Genomic DNA, 20,972 nt, shown 5'->3' on the forward strand with positions numbered 1-20,972 from the left:
CACTGCTGGGTGAGAATGTATGGGTGCTCCAGCTACTGTTCACCCCATCCGTCCAGCACACGCTCGACCTGATCGGCATCTTCGTCTTCGCCATCTCCGGCGCGCTGCTGGCCGTCCGCAAGAACTTCGACGTGTTCGGCATCGCCGTACTCGCCGAGGTCACCGCGCTCGGCGGCGGGCTCTTCCGCGACCTGGTCATCGGCGCCGTACCGCCCGCGGCCTTCACGGATCTGGGGTACTTCCTCACCCCGCTGCTCGCCACGCTCCTGGTCTTCTTCCTGCATCCGCACGTGGAGCGGATCCAGGTCGGCGTGAACGTCTTCGACGCGGCGGGCCTCGGCCTGTTCTGCGTCTCGGGCACGACGAAGGCGTACGAGTACGGGCTCGGGCTGACCGCCTCGGCGACGCTGGGCCTGGCGACGGCCGTCGGCGGGGGCGTGCTGCGGGACGTCCTCGCCAACGAGGTGCCGTCGCTGCTGCGCTGGGACCGCGACCTGTACGCGGTTCCGGCGATGGTCGGCGCCACGCTGGTCGTCCTGTGCATCCATTACGACGTGCTGACCCCGCTCGCCAGCGGGTTCGCGGCCGTCACGGCCTTCGCGCTGCGGTTGCTGGCGATGCGCTTCCACTGGCGAGCGCCGCGCGCGTGGAATCGGCGCTCGACGGTACGCGAGGAGTGACCGGCAGCTGCCGGGTCAGCCACTCGAAGGCCGGGACCACCTGCGGCTTCCACAGCGCCATCGTGTGGCCGCCCGCGCCGCGCGGCACGAACACCACGTCCACGGAGGTCGGCGGCTTCGCGGCCTGCTTCAGGGCCATGGCCGCCTCGTATCCGTCGTGCGGCTGGCCGGAGAGGTAGAGGGCGACCGGGGGCGGGGTGGGGGCCTTGCGCAGCAGCAGATACGGGTCGTTCGCGCGGCGCAGGGCCGGGGACTTCGCAGTGAGCGCGGCGCGTTCGGCCTTCGGGTCGTTGTAGCCGGACATGCTGACGGCGGCCCGGTAGCGGTCGGGATGGGCGACGGCGAGCTTCGTGGCGCAGTGCCCGCCCGCCGAGTACCCGGCCACCGACCAGCCCTCGGGCGCGGACTGCGCCCGGAAGTTGTCCATCACCATCCGCGGCACATCGACACTCAGCCAGGTGTCGGCGTTCGCCTTGCCCGGGATGTTCGCGCAGCCGGTGTCCACCCCGGGCAGCAGGTTGGTGCGCGGCGCCACCAGGATGAACGGCGCGACCCGGCCACTGCGCATCAGCGGCAGCAACTGCTCATGCGCGTCCATCGTCCTGAACCACGCCCTCGCCGAGCCGGGATAGCCCGGCAGCAGCTCCACCACCGGGAACTTGTGATTCCGGTAGGCGGGCTGGTCGTACTGCGGCGGCAGCCAGACGTAGACCTCGGCGTGCACGCCCGAGACACGGCCCGTCAGATGCGTGACGCGCACACCGCCGGCCGACCCCATGCCCGGCCCGAGGGCGGGGGCGAACGACTGCCGGACAGGGGGCAGCTTGTCGAGCGCGATACCGCCGGTGCCGTCCGGGCCGAGGTCGGCGGCCTGCTCCACGTGGTCGCTCGTGCCGAGCAGATCGCCCCAGTTGTCGTACAGCATGTTCTGGTTGTTGACCAGCACGAAGACGAGCGCGACGGCCGTGCCCTGGGCGAACAGCAGCATCAGTATCCGGGCCAGCGCGCGCAGGGCCCGAGGGCCGCGGATCCGCGACCAGACGACGAGCGGCAGCACGACGGCGACGAGGGCCAGCGCGACCAGGGTGTAGAGGAACGGGGTCCCGGTGAGGCTCATGTCCCTAGAGAGGGGAAGACGGGGCCTCAGGTTTACGGACCAGCACGGACACTTACCGATAAATTGCGCGGTCCTCACCAGGAGCGGGGTGCCCGCGAACTGAGAAAAGCTACCGCTTAGTAGTCAACTGTTGTACCGTTCACCCATGCCAGAAGCAGCCTCCGCCCCGGCCGCACGGGCCACGATCGGCGACAGCGAGTTCGACCGCGACACCGCGCTCACCCCACGCGGACCCGGCGTCTACGGCATCGACCTCTCCGCCGGCTGGACGATCCTCAACGCCGTCAACGGCGGCTATCTGCTGGCCGTCCTGGGCCGCGCCCTCGCGGACACGCTCCCGCACGGCGACCCCTTCACCGTCTCCGCGCACTACCTCACCGCCTCCCGCCCCGGTCCCGCGACCGTCCGCACGGACGTCGTCCGCACCGGCCGCACCCTCTCCACCGGCCAGGCCTCCCTCTTCCAGTACGACGACGAGGGCCGCGAAGTCGAACGCATCCGCGTCCTCGCCTCCTACGGCGACCTCGACACCCTCCCCGACGACGTTCGTACTGCGGCCCTCCAGCCCGCGATCCCGCCCATGGATCAGTGTTTCGGCCCCGAGGACGGACCGGCCCCGGCCTCCGGCAGCCCCGCGATCGCCGACCGGCTGATGGTGAAGCTTGACCCCTCGACCCTGGGCTGGGCGCTCGGATCCCCGTCCGGCAAGGGCGAGATGCGGGCCTGGTTCGGGCTGGCCGACGGCCGGGACGCCGACCCCTTCGCGCTGCTCCTCGCGGTGGACGCGCTGCCGCCGACCGCCTTCGAGCTCGGCCTCGGCGGCTGGGTCCCCACGGTCGAACTGACCGTCCACGTCCGCTGCCACCCCGCACCGGGCCCGCTGCGGGTGTCCATCACCACCCGCAACCTCGCCGGCGGCTTCCTGGAGGAGGACGCCGAGGTCTGGGACAGCGCGGACCGACTGGTCGCACAGTCGCGGCAGTTGGCGCGCGTCCGGCTCTGACGGCGCTTTTGGATCTCGTACGACGAAGGCGGCGCCCCCGGTGAACGGGGGCGCCGCCTGTTCGTGTGTGTCAGCCGAGGTGTGTCAGTCGAGCCAGTGCTGCCGGCCGATGCTGATGAGCCGCAGCTGCCGGGTCGCGACATGGGCGACGCGCTCGCGCTCCTCCGGCGGGGCGTCCAGGGCCTCCAGGAAGAGGGAGGCCGTGAACAGCATCTGGTCGACGTAGAGGCTGGCCAGCATCGACAGGTCGTCGTCCGTCCATCCCTCGGCCTCGGGGTCCTTGACCAGCTGGACCTTCACCTCCTCGGCGAACAGGGCGATCTGGTCGCGGATGGCCTCGCGCACCGGCCGGACCCCGCCGCTGCGCTCACGGGCGATGAAGCGGATGTGGGCGGGGTGCGCCTCCACATGACCGACGATCAACTCGATGGCGCGGGCTATGCGTTCGTCGGGATCGTCCGTCGCGGACACGAGCATCCGGATCATCGGGTGCAAGCTGCCGAGCGCCTCCTCGACCAGTGCGACGCCGAGGTCCGCGATGGAGCGGAAGTGCCGGTAGAAGGCGGTCGGGGCGACGCCGACCTCGCGGGTGACCTCACGCAGGCCCAGGCTGCTCAGGCTCTGCTCCTCCAACAGCCCCAGGGCGGCGTCCAGGAGCGCCTGGCGGGTCTTCTGTTTCTGGGCCTGCCGGACGCCGAGAGTGTGACTCATGCCATGCAGTTAACAACTGTTCTCCGTAATTGAAAAGCCGTAGGACGCGCTAGACTTGTAAGTCAGTGAACACTTGTAACTACAACCGTTCACTGAACCGTAACGGAGGGGGAACCCACCCATGCTGTTCATCGTCGCCGCACTTCTGCTGCTGGGCGTCGTGCTGGGCACCGTGGCCCACGCACCGCTCAGCTTCACCGCCGTCGCCGCCGTGGTGATCGCCGCCTGGCTCGGCATCTTCGCGCTCCGCGAGCGGCACGGCCGTCGGCGCTCATCCGTCAACTGACCGCCCATCCAGCCCGTCGGGAGCTGAACACCATGCAACTCACCGCACCTGCGACCCGTCAGACCACCGCCCGCGACACCGACGGCATGGCCGTCGCCTCCTTCATCCTCGGCCTCGTGGGCCTCCTCGTCCTCAACGTCTTCCTCGGCCCGATCGCCATCGCCCTCGCCTCCGCAGCCCTCTGGCGCGGCACCAACCGCAAGGGCCGCGCCTACCTGGGCCTGGGCCTGGGAATCGCCGACCTCCTGGTCCTGGTGGCCTTCATGCAGGCGGACAACACGGTGTCGTGGAGTTTCTGAGGTAAGGGCTCCAGGCGCCGTCACCGCTGTGCGCAGCCGTTCCTGAATGGCACCGCTGTGGGCAGTCGTTCCGCAGGGCGATGGGGGAGGGTGGGCGCAGCCTGCAGCGCCGGGTGCGTCGTAAGGAAGTCCACGTGTAACCGGCGCCCAAGCCCAGCGCAGCGGCCCCGTAGAATCGGCGTCACCATGGCATACCTCGACCACGCCGCAACCACCCCGATGCTCCCCGAGGCAGTCGAGGCACTCACCACGCACCTCGGCGTCACCGGCAACGCGTCCTCCCTCCACGCATCGGGCCGCCAGGCAAGGCGAACCGTGGAGGAGGCCCGCGAAACCCTCGCGGAAGCCCTCGCTGCCCGCCCCAGCGAGGTCGTCTTCACCTCCGGCGGCACCGAGGCGGACAACCTCGCCGTCAAGGGCCTGTACTGGTCCCGCCGAGACGCCGACCCGGCCCGCACCCGGGTCCTCGCGAGCCCCGTCGAACACCACGCCGTCCTGGACGCCGTCCACTGGCTCGGCGAACACGAGGGCGCCACGGTCGAGTACCTCCCGGTCGACCCCTATGGCCGGGTCCACCCCGAGGCGCTGCGCGAAGCCATCGTCCGCAACCCCGACGACGTGGCCCTGGCCACCGTCATGTGGGCGAACAACGAGATCGGCACGGTCATGCCGATCCGCGAACTCGCCGAGACCGCCGCCGAGTTCGACGTCCCCCTGCACGCCGACGCCGTCCAGGCCTTCGGCCAGGTCCCCGTCGACTTCGCCGCCTCCGGCCTCGCCGCGATGACGGTCTCGGGCCACAAGATCGGCGGCCCGTACGGCATCGGCGCCCTGCTCCTCGGCCGCGAGTACACCCCCGTACCGGTTCTGCACGGCGGCGGCCAGGAGCGCCATGTCCGCTCCGGCACCCTCGACGTCCCGGCCGTCGCCTCCTTCGCGGTCGCCGGCCGCCTCGCCGCCGAACAGCGCGAGTGGTTCGGCCGGGAGATCGGCGGTCTGCGGGACGACCTGATCGAGGCGGTCCGTACGGCGGTCCCGGACGCGATGCTCGGAGGGGACCCCGCACGGGAGGGCCGCCTCCCGGCGAACGCCCACTTCACCTTCCCGGGCTGCGAGGGAGACTCACTGCTCCTTCTCCTGGACGCCCAGGGCATCGAATGCTCCACCGGCTCGGCCTGCACCGCGGGCGTCGCCCAGCCCAGCCACGTCCTCCTGGCCACCGGCACCGACCCGGACCTCGCCCGCGGCACCCTCCGCTTCTCCCTCGGCCACACCTCCACGGAAGCCGACGTGGAGGCGCTGGCCAAGGCCATCGGCCCGGCGGTGGAACGGGCGCGGGCGGCGGGGCTGACGTAGGCCAGGCCGTAGACCGGCCTCAGGCCGACGCCGTACGGGCCTGCCGTACGAGCTTCATGTACCGGTCCCAGTCCCAGTGCTCCCCGGGATCCGTGTGGTCCGTGCCCGGTACCTCCACGTGCCCGATGATGTGCTCGCGGTCGACGGGTAGGTCGTACCGCGCGCATATCCGGGCCGTGAGCCGCGCCGACGCCTCGTACATCTCGTCCGTGAGGTCCTCGGGCCGGTCCACGAAGCCCTCGTGCTCGATGCCGATGCTGCGCTCGTTGTAGTCGCGGTTGCCCGCGTGGTACGCCACGTCCAGCTCGCGGATCATCTGCAGGACGCGTCCGTCCTGGCCGACGATGTAGTGGGCCGCGGCCTGGTGGCCCGGGTCCTGGAAGGCCTTCACCGCGCTGTCGAAGCTGCCCTGGGTGACATGGATGATCACCATGTCGACGCCGTAGTCGTCGGGCCGGTCCGCCATCCGCCAGTTGGCGTCCGACGCCGCCTCCCACTTCGCGCCCGCGTAGTCGACCGCGCCCGCCTTGCGCGGCTTCTCCACGCCCGGAACCCGCCACCACAGGCGCCCCAGCTCGTCGCGCGCCAGCACGGCCGTGCCCACCGCGGTCGCGGCCAGGCCGGCCAGCAGCGCCCGCCGCCCGATGCGCCGGTCGCCGTCCCTGCCCCCGGAGTTCTCAGCCGTGTGCCCGGAGTTCTCGGTCGCTCTTCTCGCCCCCATGTGATCGTGAACGGATACTCGGCAGTCTTGGTTCCCGTGGGCCCTTACCCTGGAAGGGTTATGACTGAGATCCCGCAGCGCCCCCGCCCCCTCCGCGTACTCGCCGCCATGTCGGGCGGCGTGGACTCCGCCGTGGCCGCCGCCCGCGCCGCCGAGGCGGGCCACGACGTGACCGGCGTCCACCTCGCGCTCTCCGCGAACCCGCAGTCCTTCCGTACGGGCGCGCGCGGCTGTTGCACCATCGAGGACTCCCGCGACGCCCGCCGCGCCGCGGACGTCATCGGCATCCCCTTCTACGTCTGGGACCTCGCCGACCGCTTCCGCGAGGACGTGGTGGAGGACTTCGTCGCCGAGTACGAGGCGGGCCGCACCCCGAACCCGTGCCTGCGCTGCAACGAGAAGATCAAGTTCGCCGCCCTCCTGGACAAGGCCCTGGCGCTCGGCTTCGACGCGGTGTGCACCGGCCACTACGCCCAGGTGATCGTGAACGAGGACGGCGCCCGCGAGCTGCACCGCGCCTCCGACATGGCGAAGGACCAGTCGTACGTCCTCGGCGTCCTCGACGACCGGCAGCTCGCCCACGCGATGTTCCCGCTCGGCGACACCGTGACGACGAAGGACGAGATCCGCGCGGAGGCCGAGCGCAGGGGGCTGGCGGTGGCCAAGAAGCCCGACTCGCACGACATCTGCTTCATCGCCGACGGCGACACCCAGGGCTTCCTGGCCAACAGGCTGGGCAAGGCGGAGGGCGACATCGTCGACGAGTCCGGCGCCAAGCTCGGCACGCACGAGGGCGCGTACGGCTTCACCATCGGCCAGCGCAAGGGCCTGCGGATCGGCCACCCGGCACCCGACGGCAAGCCGCGCTACGTCCTCGACATCTCCCCGGTGGACAACACGGTGACCGTCGGCCCCGTCTCCGCCCTCGACGTCGCCGCACTGACCGCGATCAAGCCCCGCTGGTGCGGCGCGGCCCCCTCCGGCCCCGGCACCTACACGGCCCAGCTCCGCGCCCACGGCGGCGAGACCGAGGTCACCGCCGAACTGATCGACGGCTCCCTGGAGGTGTCGTTCACCGCCCCGGTCCGCGGAGTCGCCCCCGGCCAGGCGATCGTCCTGTACGACGGCACGCGCGTGGTGGGCTCGGCGACGATCGCGTCGACGACGCGGGCGAGGGCCGTACCGGCGTGACCCGCGCGGGACGCAGCGCGTAACCGCTCTCCACGCGCGCGTGCCGCGTCGGCGGATGCCCTCCTGTTGCGCTACTGCGCTACTGCGCGTAGAACTCGGCGAGCACCGGCGCCAGAACCTGCGGATCCACCAGGTGTGTCTGCCCCTCCAGGCTCCGGTAGGTCCCGTCGGGCACCGTCTCCGCGACCGCCTGCGTCGCCTCGCGCAGCCACGCGGGGCTCTCGCCGCCCGCGACGGCCAGGAGCGGGACGGTGATCGCGGCCAGCCGGTGCCGGGGGACGAGCCCGTCGCCCATGACGGCGTTGTCGTACGCCAGGCTCGGTGCGATCGACTCCATGCCGGACCACATGGGGGACTGGCGGGCGCCCTGGATCATCTCCTCGGCCAGCCCGGTCAGCCTCAGGAACAGCTCGACGGCGTCCCCGCGCCTGCCCTCCGCCAGTGCCCGCGTCAGCCCCTCGGTGTACTCGGCGCGTTCCTGCGCTCCGCCCTCGTACACCGCGAACGGCGTCTCGTACACCGCGACCTTGCTGACCGGCAGCCCGTTCGCCGCGGCCTCCAGGGCCAGCGCGCCACCCGACGAGATGCCGTACAGCGCCGCCTGACCGCCGACCGTCTCGATGAGCGCCGCGAGGTCCTCGACCTCCCGTTCCACGGCGTACGGCGGCGTGTCACCGCTCTCGCCGCGGCCCCGGCGGTCGTACACGACGACCGTGAAGCCGTCGGCGAGCCGGCCGGCCAGCGGTGCCACCGTGTGGCCGGTGGACATCGCGCCGCTCACCAGGACGACCGCCGGGCCCCGGCCCGTGCGTTCGTATGCGATCGGGGTGCCGTCGCGCGAAAGCGTCTTCTTGTCCATGCCGGGAAGACTGCCACCCGGCGGTGAACTAGTCAGTCACGACACCGCTCCTCACACCACTTCGACGTCGTAGAAGCAGAGATGGTCCTTGATCTGGGCGACGTCCGGCTTGGGGTCGGGGTACGACCAGACGAGGTCGGCCGCGTCGGGCGTCGACCAGTACGAGGCGGTTCCCTTGAAGGGGCAGTAGGTGTGGGTCTCCGAAGGGGACAGGAGGTCGAGGCGTACGTCCTCGGCGGGGAGGTAGTAGCGCTCGGGACAGCCGGTCTCGCGCAGGATCAACGGGCGGTCGGACTCCGCCAGTACCTGGTCGCCGCTGACCACCCGCACGCGCTGAGTGCCCTGTTCGATCGTGATCGTGTGTCCATCAGCCATACCCGGACAGCACCCGCGGGGCGCCGGTTCTTCCCGCGTACGGTGATTCCCATGCGAATCTGCGTCTTTCTCTCCGCCGCCGACCTGTCCGACCGTTACACGCGCCCCGCGCGGGAGTTCGCGAAGCTCATCGGCAAGGGCGGCCACACGCTGGTGTGGGGAGGGTCCAATGTCGGGCTCATGAAGGTGGTCGCCGACGGCGTGCAGGAGGCGGGCGGGCGGCTCGTCGGGGTCTCGGTCGAGTTCCTGTCCGCCAAGGTCCGTCCGGGGGTCGACGAGATGGTGATCGCGAAAGACCTCGCCGAGCGGAAGAAGCTGCTGCTGGAGAAGGCCGACGCTGTGGTGATCATGGTGGGTGGCACGGGGACGCTCGACGAGGCGACGGAGATCCTCGAGCTGAAGAAGCACGGGCATACCGACAAGCCGGTGGTGCTGCTCAACACCGCCGGCTTCTACGACGGGCTGAAGGAACAGTTCCGCCGCATGGAGGACGAGGGGTTCCTGCCCCGTCCGCTGACCGACCTGGTGTTCTTCGCGGAGGAGCCGGTGGGGGCGATGGCCTACCTGGAGGAGAGCCGGGGCGTGGCCTGATGCGACCATGGCGCACATGGCTACACATGTGATCACCGGGGCGGGCAGCGGCATCGGTTCGGCGGTCGCCCGCCGCCTCCACGCGCGCGGGGACGAACTCGTCCTGCACGCGCGCGACGCGGGCCGCGCGAAGGAACTGGCGGGGGAGTTCCCGGGTGCCAGGACACTGGTCGGAGACCTGGCCGACCCGGACAGGCTGAGCTGGGCCTTCTCGCACCAGACGCTGCCCGAGCGGGTGGACTCGCTGCTGCACATCGCGGGCGTCGTCGACCTCGGCCCGGTCGGAGACCTGACCCCCAAGTCCTGGCGCCACCAGCTCAACGTCAACCTCATCGCCCCCGCCGAGCTGACCCGCCACTTCCTGCCCCAACTCCGCGCCACCCACGGCCACGTGGTGTTCGTCAACTCGGGCGCGGGTCTCAGGGCCAGCGCCGACTGGTCCGCGTACGCCGCCTCCAAGCACGGCCTGAAGGCCCTCGCGGACGCGTTGCGCAACGAGGAGCACGACAACGGCGTCCGCGTCACCTCCGTCTACCCCGGCCGCACCGCCAGCCCCATGCAGGCCAAGGTCCACCAGCAGGAGGGCAAGGAGTACGACGCCGCCCAGTGGATCGATCCCGAGTCGGTGGCGACGACGATCCTGATGTCCCTGGACCTGCCGAGGGACGCGGAGATCAACGACCTGACGGTGCGACCGGGGCGCTGACGGAAGTTTCTCTCGCCCCCGCCGCCCCTACCCGTCCCATCCCCCAGGGGCTCCGCCCCTGGACCCCGCTCCTCAAACGCCGGAGGGGCTGGTTTTTCAGCCCGTCCGGCGTTTGAGGACGAGGCCGTTCAGGCCGAAGCGGGGGTCTGGGGGCGGCAGCCCCCAGGGATGGGACGGGTAGGGGCGGCGGGGGCGAAACCATACGTAGGCTTCACCGCGTGAACGAAAACCCCACCTTCGCCCCCGCCACCGGCATCGGCTCCATGCCCGGCGCCGATGCCCGCGAGGCCGTCAACACCGTCGTCGGGAGTCTCGAAGACTTCCCGTTCCTGCCGGAGCTGCCCGCGCGCGGCCCCGGCGCCGACATGATCGGCCGTACCGCCGGGCTGCTCGTCGAGATGTACGCGCGCGTGGAGCCCAGCGGCTGGCGGATCGGGGACCGACCGGGGCGGGACACCAAGCGGGCCCGGTCCTGGATCGGCCAGGACCTCGACGCCCTGGAGGAGTTCACGCAGGGGTACGACGGGCAGCTGAAGGTGCAGGCCGTCGGCCCCTGGACGCTGGCCGCCGCGCTGGAGCTGAAGAACGGCGAGTCCGTACTGTCCGACGCGGGTGCCTGCCGCGACCTCACCGGTTCGCTCGCCGAGGGGCTGCGGGAGCATCTCGCGGAGGTCAAACGGCGCGTACCCGGCGCCCGGCTCGTCCTCCAGCTCGACGAACCCTCCCTCACCGCCGTACTGCGCGGCCAGGTGAAGACCGCCAGCGGATACCGCACCCACCGGGCCGTCGACCGGCAGGTCGTCGAGGCCGCGCTCCGCGAGGTCGCCGGGGTTCACGCGGGCGGGCCGGTCGTGGTGCACTCGTGCGCACCGGACGTCCCGTTCGCCCTGCTGCGCCGGGCGGGCATGACCGCGATCTCCTTCGACTTCTCCCTCCTCACCGAGCGTGATGACGACGTGATCGGCGAAGCGGTGGAAGGGGGCACCCGGCTCTTCGCCGGTGTCGTCCCGGGCACGGACGGCCCATTGTCAGACCCTGCCGGTAGCGTCATGGGTGTCAGGACGCTCTGGCGCAGGCTGGGGCTGTCTCCCGCGCTTCTCGCGGAGGCGGTCACGGTCACGCCCTCGTGCGGACTCGCGGGGGCTTCCCCCGACTACGCACGCAAGGCCCTCGCCCACTGCGTCCAGGCGGCGAGATCCCTCGCGGACAACCCAGAGTAACGGGAGGACAATACGGTGGCCGGCGACAAGCAAGCGGAGACGGCGGTGCCCGCCGAGGCACGGGAGCAGCACGCGCAACTCGCTGAGCAGATCGAGGAGCACCGCTTCCGGTACTACGTGAAGGACGCTCCCGTCATCAGCGACGCGGAGTTCGACCAGCTGCTGCGCACCCTGGAGGCGCTGGAGGAGGAGCATCCCGAGCTGCGCACCCCGGACTCGCCGACCCAGAAGGTCGCCGTCGAGTACGAGACCGACCTCGCCGAGGTCGAGCACCGCCAACGCATGCTCTCCCTCGACAACGTCTTCGACGACGAGGGCCTCGCGGCCTGGGCCGACCGCGTCGCCAAGGACGTCGGCACAACCGACTACCACCTGCTGTGCGAGCTCAAGGTCGACGGCCTCGCGGTGAACCTGACCTATGAGGACGGCCGGCTCACCCGCGCCGCCACCCGCGGCACCGGACGGATCGGCGAGGACATCACGCCGAACGTGATGACGATCGCGGAGATCCCGCACCGGCTGAAGGGCGACCGCGTCCCCCGGCTCGTCGAGATCCGCGGCGAGGTCTACTTCCCGATGGAGGCCTTCCAGGACCTCAACGCACGCCGCGTGGCCGCCGGTGAGAAGCCGTACGCCAACCCCCGTAACTCCGCCTCGGGTTCGCTGCGCCAGAAGGACCCCAAGGTCACGGCCACCCTGCCGCTCCACATGGTGGTCCACGGCATCGGCGCCCTGGAGGGCTTCGAGGGCCTGACCCGCCTCTCCCAGGCGTACGACCTGCTGAAGAGCTGGGGCCTGCCCACCTCCACGCACAACAAGGTGGTCGATGGCCTGGACGGCGTAAGGGAGTTCATCGCCCACTACGGCGAGAACCGCCACTCCGTGGCGCACGAGATCGACGGCGTGGTCGTCAAGCTCGACGAGATCCCGCTCCAGGGCCGGCTCGGCTCCACCTCCCGCGCGCCGCGCTGGGCGATCGCGTACAAGTACGCGCCGGAAGAGGTCAACACCAAGCTCATCAACATCCGCGTGGGCGTGGGCCGTACGGGCCGGATCACGCCGTACGCCCAGGTCGAACCGGTGACGGTGGCGGGCTCGGAGGTCGAGTTCGCCACCCTGCACAACCAGGACGTCGTCAGGGCCAAGGGCGTCCTCATCGGTGACACGGTGGTGCTGCGCAAGGCCGGTGACGTCATCCCGGAGATCCTCGGCCCGGTCGCCGACCTGCGCGACGGCAGCGAGCGCGAGTTCGAGATGCCGGCCGAGTGCCCCGAGTGCGGTACGGCACTGCGGCCGATGAAGGAGGGCGACGTCGACCTGCGCTGCCCGAACGCCCGCACCTGCCCCGCGCAGCTGCGCGAGCGCCTCTTCTACCTCGCCGGCCGCAAGGCGCTGGACATCGAGCACTTCGGCTATGTCGCCGCCGCCGCGCTCACCAAGCCGCTGGAACCCGCCCAGCCGCCGCTCGCCGACGAGGGCGACCTGTTCGACCTCACCATCGAGCAGCTGCTGCCCATCAAGGCGTACGTCCTCGACCAGGACAGCGGCCTGCCCAAGCGCGATCCGAAGACCGGCGAGGAGAAGATCGCCACGGTCTTCGCCAACCAGCAGGGCGAGCCGAAGAAGAACGCGACCGCGATGCTGGAGAACATCGCCGCGGCCAAGCAGCGCCCGCTCGCCCGAATCCTCACCGGCCTGTCGATCCGTCATGTCGGCCCGGTCGCCGCCGAGGCGCTGGCCCGCAACTTCCGCTCGATCGACCGTATCGAGCAGGCCACGGAGGAGGAGCTGGCGAACACCGACGGCGTCGGCTCGATCATCGCCGCCTCCCTCAAGGAATGGTTCGCCGAGGAGTGGCACCAAGAGATCATCCGTAAGTGGAAGGCTGCAGGTGTCCGGATGGAGGAAGAGGGGTCCGGCGAGGACGAGGGCCCGCGTCCCCTGGAAGGACTCACCGTCGTCGTCACCGGAACGCTCGAACAATTCACACGGGACGGAGCCAAGGAAGCGCTTCAGGTCCGGGGAGCCAAAGTGACCGGTTCTGTTTCGAAGAAGACGTCTTTCGTCGTTGTGGGTGACAATCCTGGTTCGAAGTACGACAAGGCGATGCAGCTCAAGGTGCCGGTTCTGAACGAGGACGGATTCACCGTCCTGTTGGAACAAGGCCCGGACGCAGCCGCCGAAGTCGCCCTCCCGGCAGAGGAGTAGCGGTTGAAGGCCACCCGATCGGCGCATACCAGATGGATACGGGTGGCCGGGGCGCAATCGGGCAACCGTCGACGACCGCTGCCCGTGGAAGCCTTCTGCGGCCTACTGTTGAGGGGTGCGCCTGCCGTGCCCAGCTGCGGTTGGGGCATCCCCTTGCTCAGAGAGGGCCTTGACGGGCGAGGGGAAGGGTTTTCTGACGCGGCGCCGCTGAGGGATGTCCGGCACCGGGCCGCGTGGCGTGGGCACCGCCGGCTGTGAGAGGGACGGGAATGGAACCGACCGAGAGCGCCGCCCCATACTCGCGGCTGCGCCTGCGCCGGGTCACCGACGCATGGCAGGCGAGCCGATGGGGCGGGCGGTCCGGGGAGCGTCCGGGCACGGGGGAGCGCACCGCCGGGCAGCGTCCCGCGGCCGACGCGATGAACACCGCACAGCTCACCGCCGACCGGTCGCACAGCGCACTGCCGGGCACCGACGCGGAACGGCACACCTCCTGGCCCGCACTGCCCGCTGCGGTCATGACGGCGGCCGGATTCGTCCTGGGCGGCGGCTTCTTCCGCGCGTTCACCCTGGACCACGCCCTCTTCCCGTCCGGCGCCGTCGGCTGGTCGCTCGCCGTGCTGACCGGCATCATCGTGGGCCACCTGGTCGCCCTCGGCCGCGCCCGCTGGTGGGGCGGCACCGGCTCCGGCGCCGCCCTCACCCTCGCCGTCCTGATGCTCTACGGCTGGGTGCCCGCCGGAATGGTCAGCCTCACCGTCGTCGTCCTGGTCGGCGTCGCCCGCCGCAACCGCTGGCGGCAGGGCCTGCTGCACGGCGCGGTGGACATCCTCGGCATCGGCGCCGGCGCCCTGGTCCTGGCCGCGTTCGGCCGGGTGCCGTCCGTCGAGACCCCCTGGAACCCCGACACCTGGACCTTCTACACCGCCCCCGAAGTCATCCTCGTCGCGGTCGCCTACCTCGCGGTCACCCGCACCCTGCTCTGGTATCTGCACGCCCCGCGCACCGGCGGCCTGCCCACGGTCGCCCGCACCGCCCTGGTCAGACAGGGCATGGTCACGGTCGCGCTGCTCGGCATCGCACCGCTGGTGTGTGTCGTGGCCGTGGCCAAGCCGGTGCTGCTGCCGCTGTTCTCGATCCCGCTCATCGCCCTGGACTTCACCCTCTGGATAGCCCGGGCCCGCGCCGAGGAGCAGCTGCGCGACCCGCTCACCGGGCTGCCCAACCGGCAGTGGCTGCTCGAGCGCATCTGGACCGCGCTGGACGACGCCGAGCGCATCGGCGCACGGTCCGCACTGATGCTGATCGACCTCGACCGCTTCCGTTCGGTCAATGACACGCTCGGTCATCTCGCCGGTGACCGGCTGCTGCTGCAGATAGCCGACCGGCTGCGGGTGGCGCTGCCGCGTGGGGCGGAGGCCGCGCGGCTCGGCGGGGACGAGTTCGCCGTCTTACTGCCGGTCGCCGACTCCACCACGTCCGCGACCCGGATGGCCCGGGGCCTGGTCGCCGCGCTCAGCTCACCGCTCGACCTCGACGGACTCACCCTCGTCCTGGAGGCCAGCGCCGGAGTCGCCGTCTTCCCCGACCACGCCCTCGACGCGGAGGGTCTGCTGCGCCGGGCGGACGTGGCGATGTACCAGGCGAAGCGGGACCGTACGGGCGTGGAGGTCTACGAGTCCAAGCGGGACTCCAACACCCCGGACCGCCTCGGCCTGCTGGGCGATCTGCGGCGCGCGCTCGACGCGCACGAGGTGGAGCTGCACTACCAGCCCAAGGTCCGCTTCGACGGACAGGTCGCCGGTCTCGAGGCGCTGGTCCGCTGGGTGCACCCGGAGCGCGGGAGGGTGCCGCCGGACGAGTTCATAGCGATCGCCGAGTCGTCCGGGCTGATGCCGCATCTGACGGAGTACGTGCTGGACACAGCGCTCGCGCAGGTCGCGCGGTGGCGGGCGCAGGGGCTGTACGTGCCCGTCGCGGTGAACGTGTCCCCGCGCGACGTGCACACCCCCGGGTTCGCGGGTTCGGTGGCCGCGCGGCTCGCCCGGCACGGCGTCCCGGCGGGCTCGCTCCAGCTCGAGATAACGGAACATGTGCTTCTGGAGGATCCGCAGCGGGCCGCGGACACCCTCGCCGGGCTGACCGGGCACGGCGTGAAGATGTCGCTGGACGACTTCGGCACCGGGTACTCGTCGCTGGTGCATCTGCGGCGGTTGCCGGTGAGCGAGCTGAAGATCGACCGTTCCTTCGTCGCGCGGCTGGCCGTCGATGCCGAGGACGCGGAGATCGTGCGGTGCACGGTGGATCTCGCCCACTCGCTGGGGCTGCTCGTGGTGGCGGAAGGCGTCGAGGACGACGAGACGTGGGAGCGGCTGCGGGATCTGCGCTGTGACGCGGTTCAGGGGTGGTTGGTCGCGGCCGCGATGCCTGCCGAGGAGACGACGGCGTGGTTGCGGGCGCGGGGGTCGCGGGGGTGGCAGCGGCCGCGGGCGGCGTTGCCTGCGGCCGACTAGCGCGTCATCGCCGAGTGCGTCCTCGCCGTGGGCGGCTGCTGCGCCGTCGTGGCTTGTCGCGCAGTTCCCCGCGCCCCTATCGGGGCGCTACCGAAACCGTTTCACGGTCATGGCCCCCTGCCCCATAGGATTGGGCCAAACCACACGCACTCACCCCAGAGGATCGCTGCATGCCTGGCATCACGCGCGAGGAGGTCGCCCACCTCGCACGGCTGGCGCGTCTGGAGCTGAAGCCCGAAGAGCTCGAGCACTTCGCGGGACAGCTGGACGACATCATCGGCGCGGTCGCACGCGTCAGTGAGGTCGCCGACCAAGACGTACCGCCGACCTCGCACCCGCTTCCGCTGACGAACGTCATGCGGGCGGACGAGGTCCGTCCGTCGCTCACCCCCGAGCAGGCGCTTTCCGGCGCCCCGGCCCAGGAGCAGCAGCGTTTCAAGGTGCCGCAGATCCTGGGGGAGGACTAAGACCACCATGACGGACAACAGCATCATCAAGCTCACCGCCGCCGAGACCGCCGCGAGGATCGCCTCCGGTGAGCTCACCGCGGTGCAGGTCACCGAGGCCCACCTGGCCCGTATCGAGGCCGTCGACGAGAAGGTGCACGCCTTCCTGCACGTCGACCGCGAGGGCGCGCTGGCCCAGGCCCGCGCCGTCGACGAGAAGCGGGCGAAGGGCGAGAAGCTCGGGCCCCTGGCCGGTGTTCCCCTGGCCCTGAAGGACATCTTCACCACCCAGGGCATCCCGACCACCGTCGGCTCGAAGATCCTCGAGGGCTGGATCCCGCCGTACGACGCGACGCTCACCAAGCGGCTGAAGGCCGCCGACGTCGTCATCCTCGGCAAGACCAACATGGACGAGTTCGCCATGGGGTCGAGCACCGAGAACAGCGCCTACGGGCCCACCGGCAACCCCTGGGACCTCACCAGGATTCCCGGCGGATCGGGCGGCGGCTCTTCCGCCGCGCTGGCCGCGCACATGGCCCCCCTCGCCATCGGTACCGACACCGGCGGCTCCATCCGCCAGCCGGCCTCCGTCACCGGCACGGTCGGTGTGAAGCCGACGTACGGGGCCGTCTCGCGGTACGGCATGGTCGCGTTCTCGTCCTCCCTCGACCAGGGCGGGCCCTGCGCCCGTACGGTCCTGGACGCGGCGCTGCTGCACGAGGTCATCGCCGGGCACGACCCGATGGACTCCACCTCGATCGACGCCCCGGTCCCGCCGGTCGTCGAGGCCGCCCGCAACGGCAGCGTCGAGGGCATGCGCGTCGGCGTCGTCAAGCAGTTCCGCGGTGAGGGCTACCAGACCGGTGTCATCCAGCGCTTCGACGAGTCCGTGGCTCTGCTCAAGGAGTTGGGCGCCGAGATCGTCGAGCTGGACTGCCCGTCCTTCGACCTGGCGCTCTCCGCGTACTACCTGATCGCGCCCTCCGAGTGCTCCTCCAACCTCGCGCGCTTCGACGGCCTGCGCTACGGCCTGCGGACCGGCGACGACGGCACCCACTCCGCCGAGGAGGTCACCTCCCTCACCCGTGAGGCGGGCTTCGGCCCCGAGGTGAAGCGCCGGATCATGCTCGGCACGTACGCGCTGTCGAGCGGCTACTACGACGCGTACTACGGCAGCGCCCAGAAGGTCCGTACGCTCATCACGCGCGACTTCGAGAAGGCCTTCGAGCAGGTAGACGTGATCGTCTCGCCGACGACGCCGACCACCGCCTTCCCGATCGGCGAGCGTGCCGACGACCCGATGGCGATGTACCTCGCGGACCTGTGCACCATCCCGACCAACCTGGCGGGCAACGCGGCCATGTCGCTGCCCTGCGGTCTCGCGCCGGAGGACAACCTCCCGGTCGGCCTGCAGATCATCGCCCCGGCGCTGCAGGACGACCGCCTGTACAAGGTGGGGGCAGCCGTCGAGGCCGCCTTCGTGGAAAAGTGGGGGCACCCGCTTCTGGAGGAGGCACCGTCGCTGTGAGCAAGCTGTCCAAGGCCAAGGACTTCAAGAAGTCCAAGTCCGGTACGTACCTGTCGATCGCCACCACCGCGTTCGGCGCGTTCGGCGTCGCCAAGCGGCTCAAGAAGGCCCGCGCCGAGAAGGACACGCTGGTCCTGATCGACGCCACCGTCTCCGCGGTCGCGGTCGTCACCGGCCTCGCCATCCTGTACCGCGAACTGAAGCGGCTGGGCGACGACGACGTCCTGCTGGGCTGAGAGGGAAGTTTCACCGTGACCACCACGACCGACCTGGTGTCGTACGAGGACGCGCTGGCGTCGTACGACCCCGTCATGGGCCTCGAGGTCCATGTCGAACTCGGCACCAAGACCAAGATGTTCTGCGGCTGTTCGACCACGCTCGGCGCCGACCCGAACACCCAGACCTGCCCGGTCTGCCTCGGCATGCCCGGCGCGCTCCCGGTCGTCAACGCGACCGGCGTCGAGTCCGCGATCAAGATCGGTCTCGCGCTGAACTGCGAGATCGCCGAGTGGTGCCGCTTCGCCCGGAAGAACTACTTCTATCCGGACATGCCGAAGAACTTCCAGACCTCCCAGTACGACGAGCCGATCGCCTTCAACGGCTATCTCGACGTGCAGTTGGAGGACGGCGAGACCTTCCGCGTGGAGATCGAGCGCGCCCACATGGAGGAGGACACCGGCAAATCACTGCACGTCGGCGGCGCGACGGGCCGTATCCACGGCGCCTCGCACTCGCTCCTCGACTACAACCGCGCCGGCATCCCGCTCATCGAGATCGTCACCAAGCCGATCGAGGGCGCGGGCGAGCGAGCTCCCGAGGTGGCGAAGGCGTACGTCCGTGAGCTGCGCGAGCTCATCAAGGCGCTCGGTGTGTCGGAAGCCCGCATGGAGATGGGGCAGATGCGCTGCGACGTGAACCTGTCGCTGCGCCCGAACAGCACCGACAAGTTCGGCACGCGCAGCGAGACGAAGAACGTCAACTCGCTGCGTTCCGTGGAGCGCGCGGCCCGCTACGAGATCCAGCGGCACGCGGCCGTCCTCAGCGGCGGCGGCACGATCATCCAGGAGACCCGGCACTTCCACGAGGACACCGGGTCGACGACCTCGGGCCGCGTGAAGGAAGAGGCCGAGGACTACCGGTACTTCCCGGAGCCCGACCTGGTGCCGGTCGCCCCGACCCGCGAGTGGGTCGAGGAGATCCGCGCCGGGCTGCCCGAACTGCCGCTGGTGCGCCGCAACCGGCTCCGCGAGGAGTGGGGCATCTCGGCCACCGAGATGCAGGCGATCCTCAACGCCGGCGCGCTGGAAGCGATCGTCGCCACGATCGACGCCGGCGCGGACGCCGCCTCCGCCCGCAAGTGGTGGATGGGCGAACTGGCCCGCAGCGCCAACGAGTCCGGCACATCGCTGGACGAACTGGCCATCACGCCGGTGCAGGTCGCGCGGGTCGCCGGGCTGGTCTCGAAGGGCGACCTGAACGACAAGCTGGCCCGCCAGGTCATCGAGAGCGTCCTCGCGGGCGAAGGCACCCCGGACGAGGTCGTCGACAAGCGCGGTCTGAAGGTCGTCTCCGACGAGGGCGCGCTCGGCCAGGCCGTCGACGACGCCATCGCCGGCAACCCCGGCATCGCGGACAAGATCCGCGGCGGCAAGGTCGCCGCGGCCGGCGCCCTGGTCGGCGCGGTCATGAAGGCGACCCGGGGTCAGGCGGACGCGGCTCGCGTCAAGGAGCTGATCCTGGAGAAGCTGGGCGTCAGCGAGGGCTGAGCCCATACGCAGTACGGCCCCGGAGGCACGGGTGAATTCCTCCGGGGCCGTTGCCTTGCCTACAGCGGTTACCTACGTGCGGCGCCCTACGAGCCGTACGAAGCCCAGCGCGCGGCCCTCGTCCACCCGCACCGTCTCGCCGACCCGGCGGGCCATCGTGCGATGGAACTCCTCGGGGCTCTCCTCGGCGACCACGTCGCACCACAGCAGCCAGTCCCGCCAGCCGTCGTCCAGCCAGTCGGCCGTCTCCACCTCGACGGCGCCGGAGCGTGTCCAGTGCCGTCGCCACCAGTCGGCGGTGTGGAAGCACCAGAAGTCGGGCTCCCAGTAGGGCTTGAGATGTGCCGGAGGCTCCGTGCCCTCCGGCTCTTGGCGCAGTGCGGGCACGACGACACCGATCCGCCCGCCGGGCTTCAACAGCCGCGTCAGCGTGGGCAGATACAGATCATTCGTGCCGAAGTACTGATACGCGTCGATGCTCACGATCGCGTCGAAGCTGCCCTCGGCGAACGGCAGGTCGTGCGCCTCGACGCGCATGGGCAGCACACGGTCGGCGAAACCGGCCTCGGCGATCCGCCGGGCGTTGTCGTGGGGGTCGATCCACAGGTCGGCGGCGGTGACCTGGGTGTCGTACTCCCTGGCCAGGAAGACCGAGGTCATGGCCCGGCCGCAGCCGAGATCGAGGACACGGGCGCAGGGGCGGAGGGTGTCCAGGCCGAGGGCGGGGGCCAGCCACTCCAGCAGCCACAGCGCGTTCGGGCCCATCTGGTTCTCGATGACCCAGCGGGCGTCGTAGCTGTTGCTGCGCGGGTAGCGGGCGTGGGTCAGCCGCTGGGTGAGGTCCTCATCCGAGGGCCGCATCGTCGGCGGGGTGATGTCTGGCATCGGTGAACGGGCTCCTTGAGTCCTGGGAAGCGGAGAGGGATACGGAGGAGCTCGGTCGGACGCTCAAACAACGCACCTGCTTGGGCCGGCGGCGAGGTGCCGCGAGAAGGACGGAGGACCTTCGGAAGCTAACAGCCGCCTCCAATGCCCCGCATCCGGTTTCTCAGCCGGAGGCGCTACGCTCGCCCGCCATGAACGGAAGCGGTGAATCCGAGACCCCCGAGGACTCCCTGCGGGAGGTGCGGCGGGCCCGCTGGACGGCGGCCGGGACCGGGGTGCTGCTCGCCCTCGCCGGTCTGGCCGCGTCGGCGCTCCGGGCCGGCGGCTCCGCGCCGACGGTCGTTCCGGCGGCGTACGCCTTCGGTGCGCTGGTGTGCGCGCTCGCGTCGGTCCTGGGGTCCCGGGGGCGCACCCGAAGGGCGTTGTGGCTGCTGATCATCGGGGCGATGGTGATGGCGCTGGGCGACCAGTTCGACTGAGGTGACAGAGTGACCGTTACTGTCCTGTGATC

At 70.7% G+C, this 20,972-nt stretch carries 22 protein-coding genes; 16 read left to right on the forward strand and 6 right to left on the reverse strand.

All coding sequences use genetic code 11. The features are described 5' to 3' along the window. The first annotated feature begins 23 nt into the window (after positions 1-23). On the forward strand, positions 24-680 hold the full coding sequence (locus KCH48_RS26615; protein WP_210577280.1) for a trimeric intracellular cation channel family protein: 657 nt from the start codon (positions 24-26) through the stop codon (positions 678-680). Here KCH48_RS26615 and KCH48_RS26620 read toward each other — a convergent pair. Continuing rightward, a complete protein-coding gene (locus KCH48_RS26620) occupies positions 589-1,797 on the reverse strand; it encodes an esterase family protein (protein WP_210577281.1) in 1,209 nt (402 codons plus the stop codon). The two genes, KCH48_RS26615 and KCH48_RS26620, sit on opposite strands and share 92 nt — an antisense overlap. Before the next feature lie 145 nt (positions 1,798-1,942). Here KCH48_RS26620 and KCH48_RS26625 point away from each other — a divergent pair, with 145 nt between their 5' ends. Continuing rightward, positions 1,943-2,800, forward strand: coding sequence for a thioesterase family protein (locus KCH48_RS26625; protein WP_210577282.1), 858 nt, complete (start codon positions 1,943-1,945; stop codon positions 2,798-2,800). A gap of 84 nt (positions 2,801-2,884) precedes the next feature. Here KCH48_RS26625 and KCH48_RS26630 read toward each other — a convergent pair whose 3' ends face one another. Further along, entirely contained in the window at positions 2,885-3,511 is a 627-nt protein-coding gene (locus KCH48_RS26630) for a TetR family transcriptional regulator (protein ID WP_210577283.1), read from the reverse strand. A gap of 121 nt (positions 3,512-3,632) precedes the next feature. Here KCH48_RS26630 and KCH48_RS26635 point away from each other — a divergent pair, with 121 nt between their 5' ends. The 3 genes from KCH48_RS26635 (at position 3,633) to KCH48_RS26645 (ending at position 5,452) form a co-directional block, all read left to right on the forward strand. Continuing rightward, positions 3,633-3,797, forward strand: a complete 165-nt coding sequence (locus tag KCH48_RS26635) for a hypothetical protein (protein WP_210577284.1) — start codon at positions 3,633-3,635, stop codon at positions 3,795-3,797. Between the two features lie 32 nt (positions 3,798-3,829). Then, positions 3,830-4,096, forward strand: a complete 267-nt coding sequence (locus KCH48_RS26640; protein WP_210577285.1) for a DUF4190 domain-containing protein — start codon at positions 3,830-3,832, stop codon at positions 4,094-4,096. A 186-nt stretch (positions 4,097-4,282) separates the two neighbouring features. Next, a complete protein-coding gene (locus KCH48_RS26645) occupies positions 4,283-5,452 on the forward strand; it encodes a cysteine desulfurase family protein (RefSeq protein ID WP_210577286.1) in 1,170 nt (389 codons plus the stop codon). Positions 5,453-5,471: 19 nt separating this feature from the next. On the opposite strand, the gene KCH48_RS26650 is transcribed toward KCH48_RS26645, so the two are convergent. Further along, complete coding sequence (locus tag KCH48_RS26650; RefSeq protein WP_210577287.1) at positions 5,472-6,173, reverse strand: N-acetylmuramoyl-L-alanine amidase; 702 nt, start codon at positions 6,171-6,173, stop codon at positions 5,472-5,474. 60 nt (positions 6,174-6,233) lie between these two features. Here KCH48_RS26650 and mnmA point away from each other — a divergent pair, with 60 nt between their 5' ends. After that, positions 6,234-7,364 (forward strand): tRNA 2-thiouridine(34) synthase MnmA, encoded by a 1,131-nt coding sequence (mnmA, locus tag KCH48_RS26655; protein WP_210577288.1) that lies wholly within the window; start codon positions 6,234-6,236, stop codon positions 7,362-7,364. 79 nt (positions 7,365-7,443) lie between these two features. Here mnmA and KCH48_RS26660 read toward each other — a convergent pair whose 3' ends face one another. Both KCH48_RS26660 and KCH48_RS26665 read right to left on the reverse strand, forming a co-directional pair. Further along, positions 7,444-8,223: an alpha/beta fold hydrolase gene (locus KCH48_RS26660; protein WP_210577289.1), complete on the reverse strand. Its 780-nt coding sequence runs from the start codon at positions 8,221-8,223 to the stop codon at positions 7,444-7,446. Between the two features lie 51 nt (positions 8,224-8,274). Then, positions 8,275-8,598, reverse strand: coding sequence for a DUF427 domain-containing protein (locus KCH48_RS26665; protein WP_210577290.1), 324 nt, complete (start codon positions 8,596-8,598; stop codon positions 8,275-8,277). 51 nt (positions 8,599-8,649) lie between these two features. Between KCH48_RS26665 and KCH48_RS26670 the strand changes: the two genes are divergently transcribed. From KCH48_RS26670 to gatB, 9 genes are all read left to right on the forward strand, one after another. Continuing rightward, positions 8,650-9,189, forward strand: coding sequence for a TIGR00730 family Rossman fold protein (locus tag KCH48_RS26670; RefSeq protein ID WP_210577291.1), 540 nt, complete (start codon positions 8,650-8,652; stop codon positions 9,187-9,189). Between the two features lie 7 nt (positions 9,190-9,196). Further along, positions 9,197-9,895, forward strand: a complete 699-nt coding sequence (locus KCH48_RS26675) for an SDR family oxidoreductase (protein WP_210577292.1) — start codon at positions 9,197-9,199, stop codon at positions 9,893-9,895. A gap of 218 nt (positions 9,896-10,113) precedes the next feature. After that, the gene (locus KCH48_RS26680; protein ID WP_210577293.1) at positions 10,114-11,115 is read left to right on the forward strand and encodes a methionine synthase; all 1,002 of its coding nucleotides are present in this window, start codon (positions 10,114-10,116) and stop codon (positions 11,113-11,115) included. 15 nt (positions 11,116-11,130) lie between these two features. Continuing rightward, positions 11,131-13,323 carry an NAD-dependent DNA ligase LigA gene (gene ligA / locus KCH48_RS26685; RefSeq protein ID WP_210577294.1) on the forward strand — a complete coding sequence of 731 codons (2,193 nt, stop codon included), beginning with the start codon at positions 11,131-11,133 and terminating at the stop codon, positions 13,321-13,323. Positions 13,324-13,742: 419 nt separating this feature from the next. Then, positions 13,743-15,836: a putative bifunctional diguanylate cyclase/phosphodiesterase gene (locus tag KCH48_RS26690; RefSeq protein ID WP_374104717.1), complete on the forward strand. Its 2,094-nt coding sequence runs from the start codon at positions 13,743-13,745 to the stop codon at positions 15,834-15,836. Positions 15,837-16,006: 170 nt separating this feature from the next. Next, positions 16,007-16,303, forward strand: coding sequence for an Asp-tRNA(Asn)/Glu-tRNA(Gln) amidotransferase subunit GatC (gene gatC, locus KCH48_RS26695; RefSeq protein ID WP_007384860.1), 297 nt, complete (start codon positions 16,007-16,009; stop codon positions 16,301-16,303). A 7-nt stretch (positions 16,304-16,310) separates the two neighbouring features. Further along, positions 16,311-17,810, forward strand: a complete 1,500-nt coding sequence (gene gatA / locus KCH48_RS26700) for an Asp-tRNA(Asn)/Glu-tRNA(Gln) amidotransferase subunit GatA (RefSeq protein WP_210577296.1) — start codon at positions 16,311-16,313, stop codon at positions 17,808-17,810. Beyond that, positions 17,807-18,046 carry a hypothetical protein gene (locus KCH48_RS26705; protein WP_210577297.1) on the forward strand — a complete coding sequence of 80 codons (240 nt, stop codon included), beginning with the start codon at positions 17,807-17,809 and terminating at the stop codon, positions 18,044-18,046. The genes gatA and KCH48_RS26705 overlap by 4 nt, the downstream gene beginning before the upstream one ends. A gap of 15 nt (positions 18,047-18,061) precedes the next feature. Continuing rightward, positions 18,062-19,576 (forward strand): Asp-tRNA(Asn)/Glu-tRNA(Gln) amidotransferase subunit GatB, encoded by a 1,515-nt coding sequence (gatB, locus tag KCH48_RS26710; protein WP_210577298.1) that lies wholly within the window; start codon positions 18,062-18,064, stop codon positions 19,574-19,576. A 72-nt stretch (positions 19,577-19,648) separates the two neighbouring features. On the opposite strand, the gene KCH48_RS26715 is transcribed toward gatB, so the two are convergent. Then, the gene (locus KCH48_RS26715) at positions 19,649-20,461 is read right to left on the reverse strand and encodes a cyclopropane-fatty-acyl-phospholipid synthase family protein (RefSeq protein WP_210577299.1); all 813 of its coding nucleotides are present in this window, start codon (positions 20,459-20,461) and stop codon (positions 19,649-19,651) included. A gap of 191 nt (positions 20,462-20,652) precedes the next feature. Between KCH48_RS26715 and KCH48_RS26720 the strand changes: the two genes are divergently transcribed. Further along, on the forward strand, positions 20,653-20,940 hold the full coding sequence (locus KCH48_RS26720; RefSeq protein WP_210577300.1) for a hypothetical protein: 288 nt from the start codon (positions 20,653-20,655) through the stop codon (positions 20,938-20,940). The last annotated feature ends 32 nt before the right edge of the window (positions 20,941-20,972 follow it).

Origin of the sequence: Streptomyces sp. GESEQ-4 (assembly GCF_017948455.1) — a bacterium.
In the GTDB taxonomy this organism is placed as follows: Bacteria; Actinomycetota; Actinomycetes; order Streptomycetales; family Streptomycetaceae; genus Streptomyces.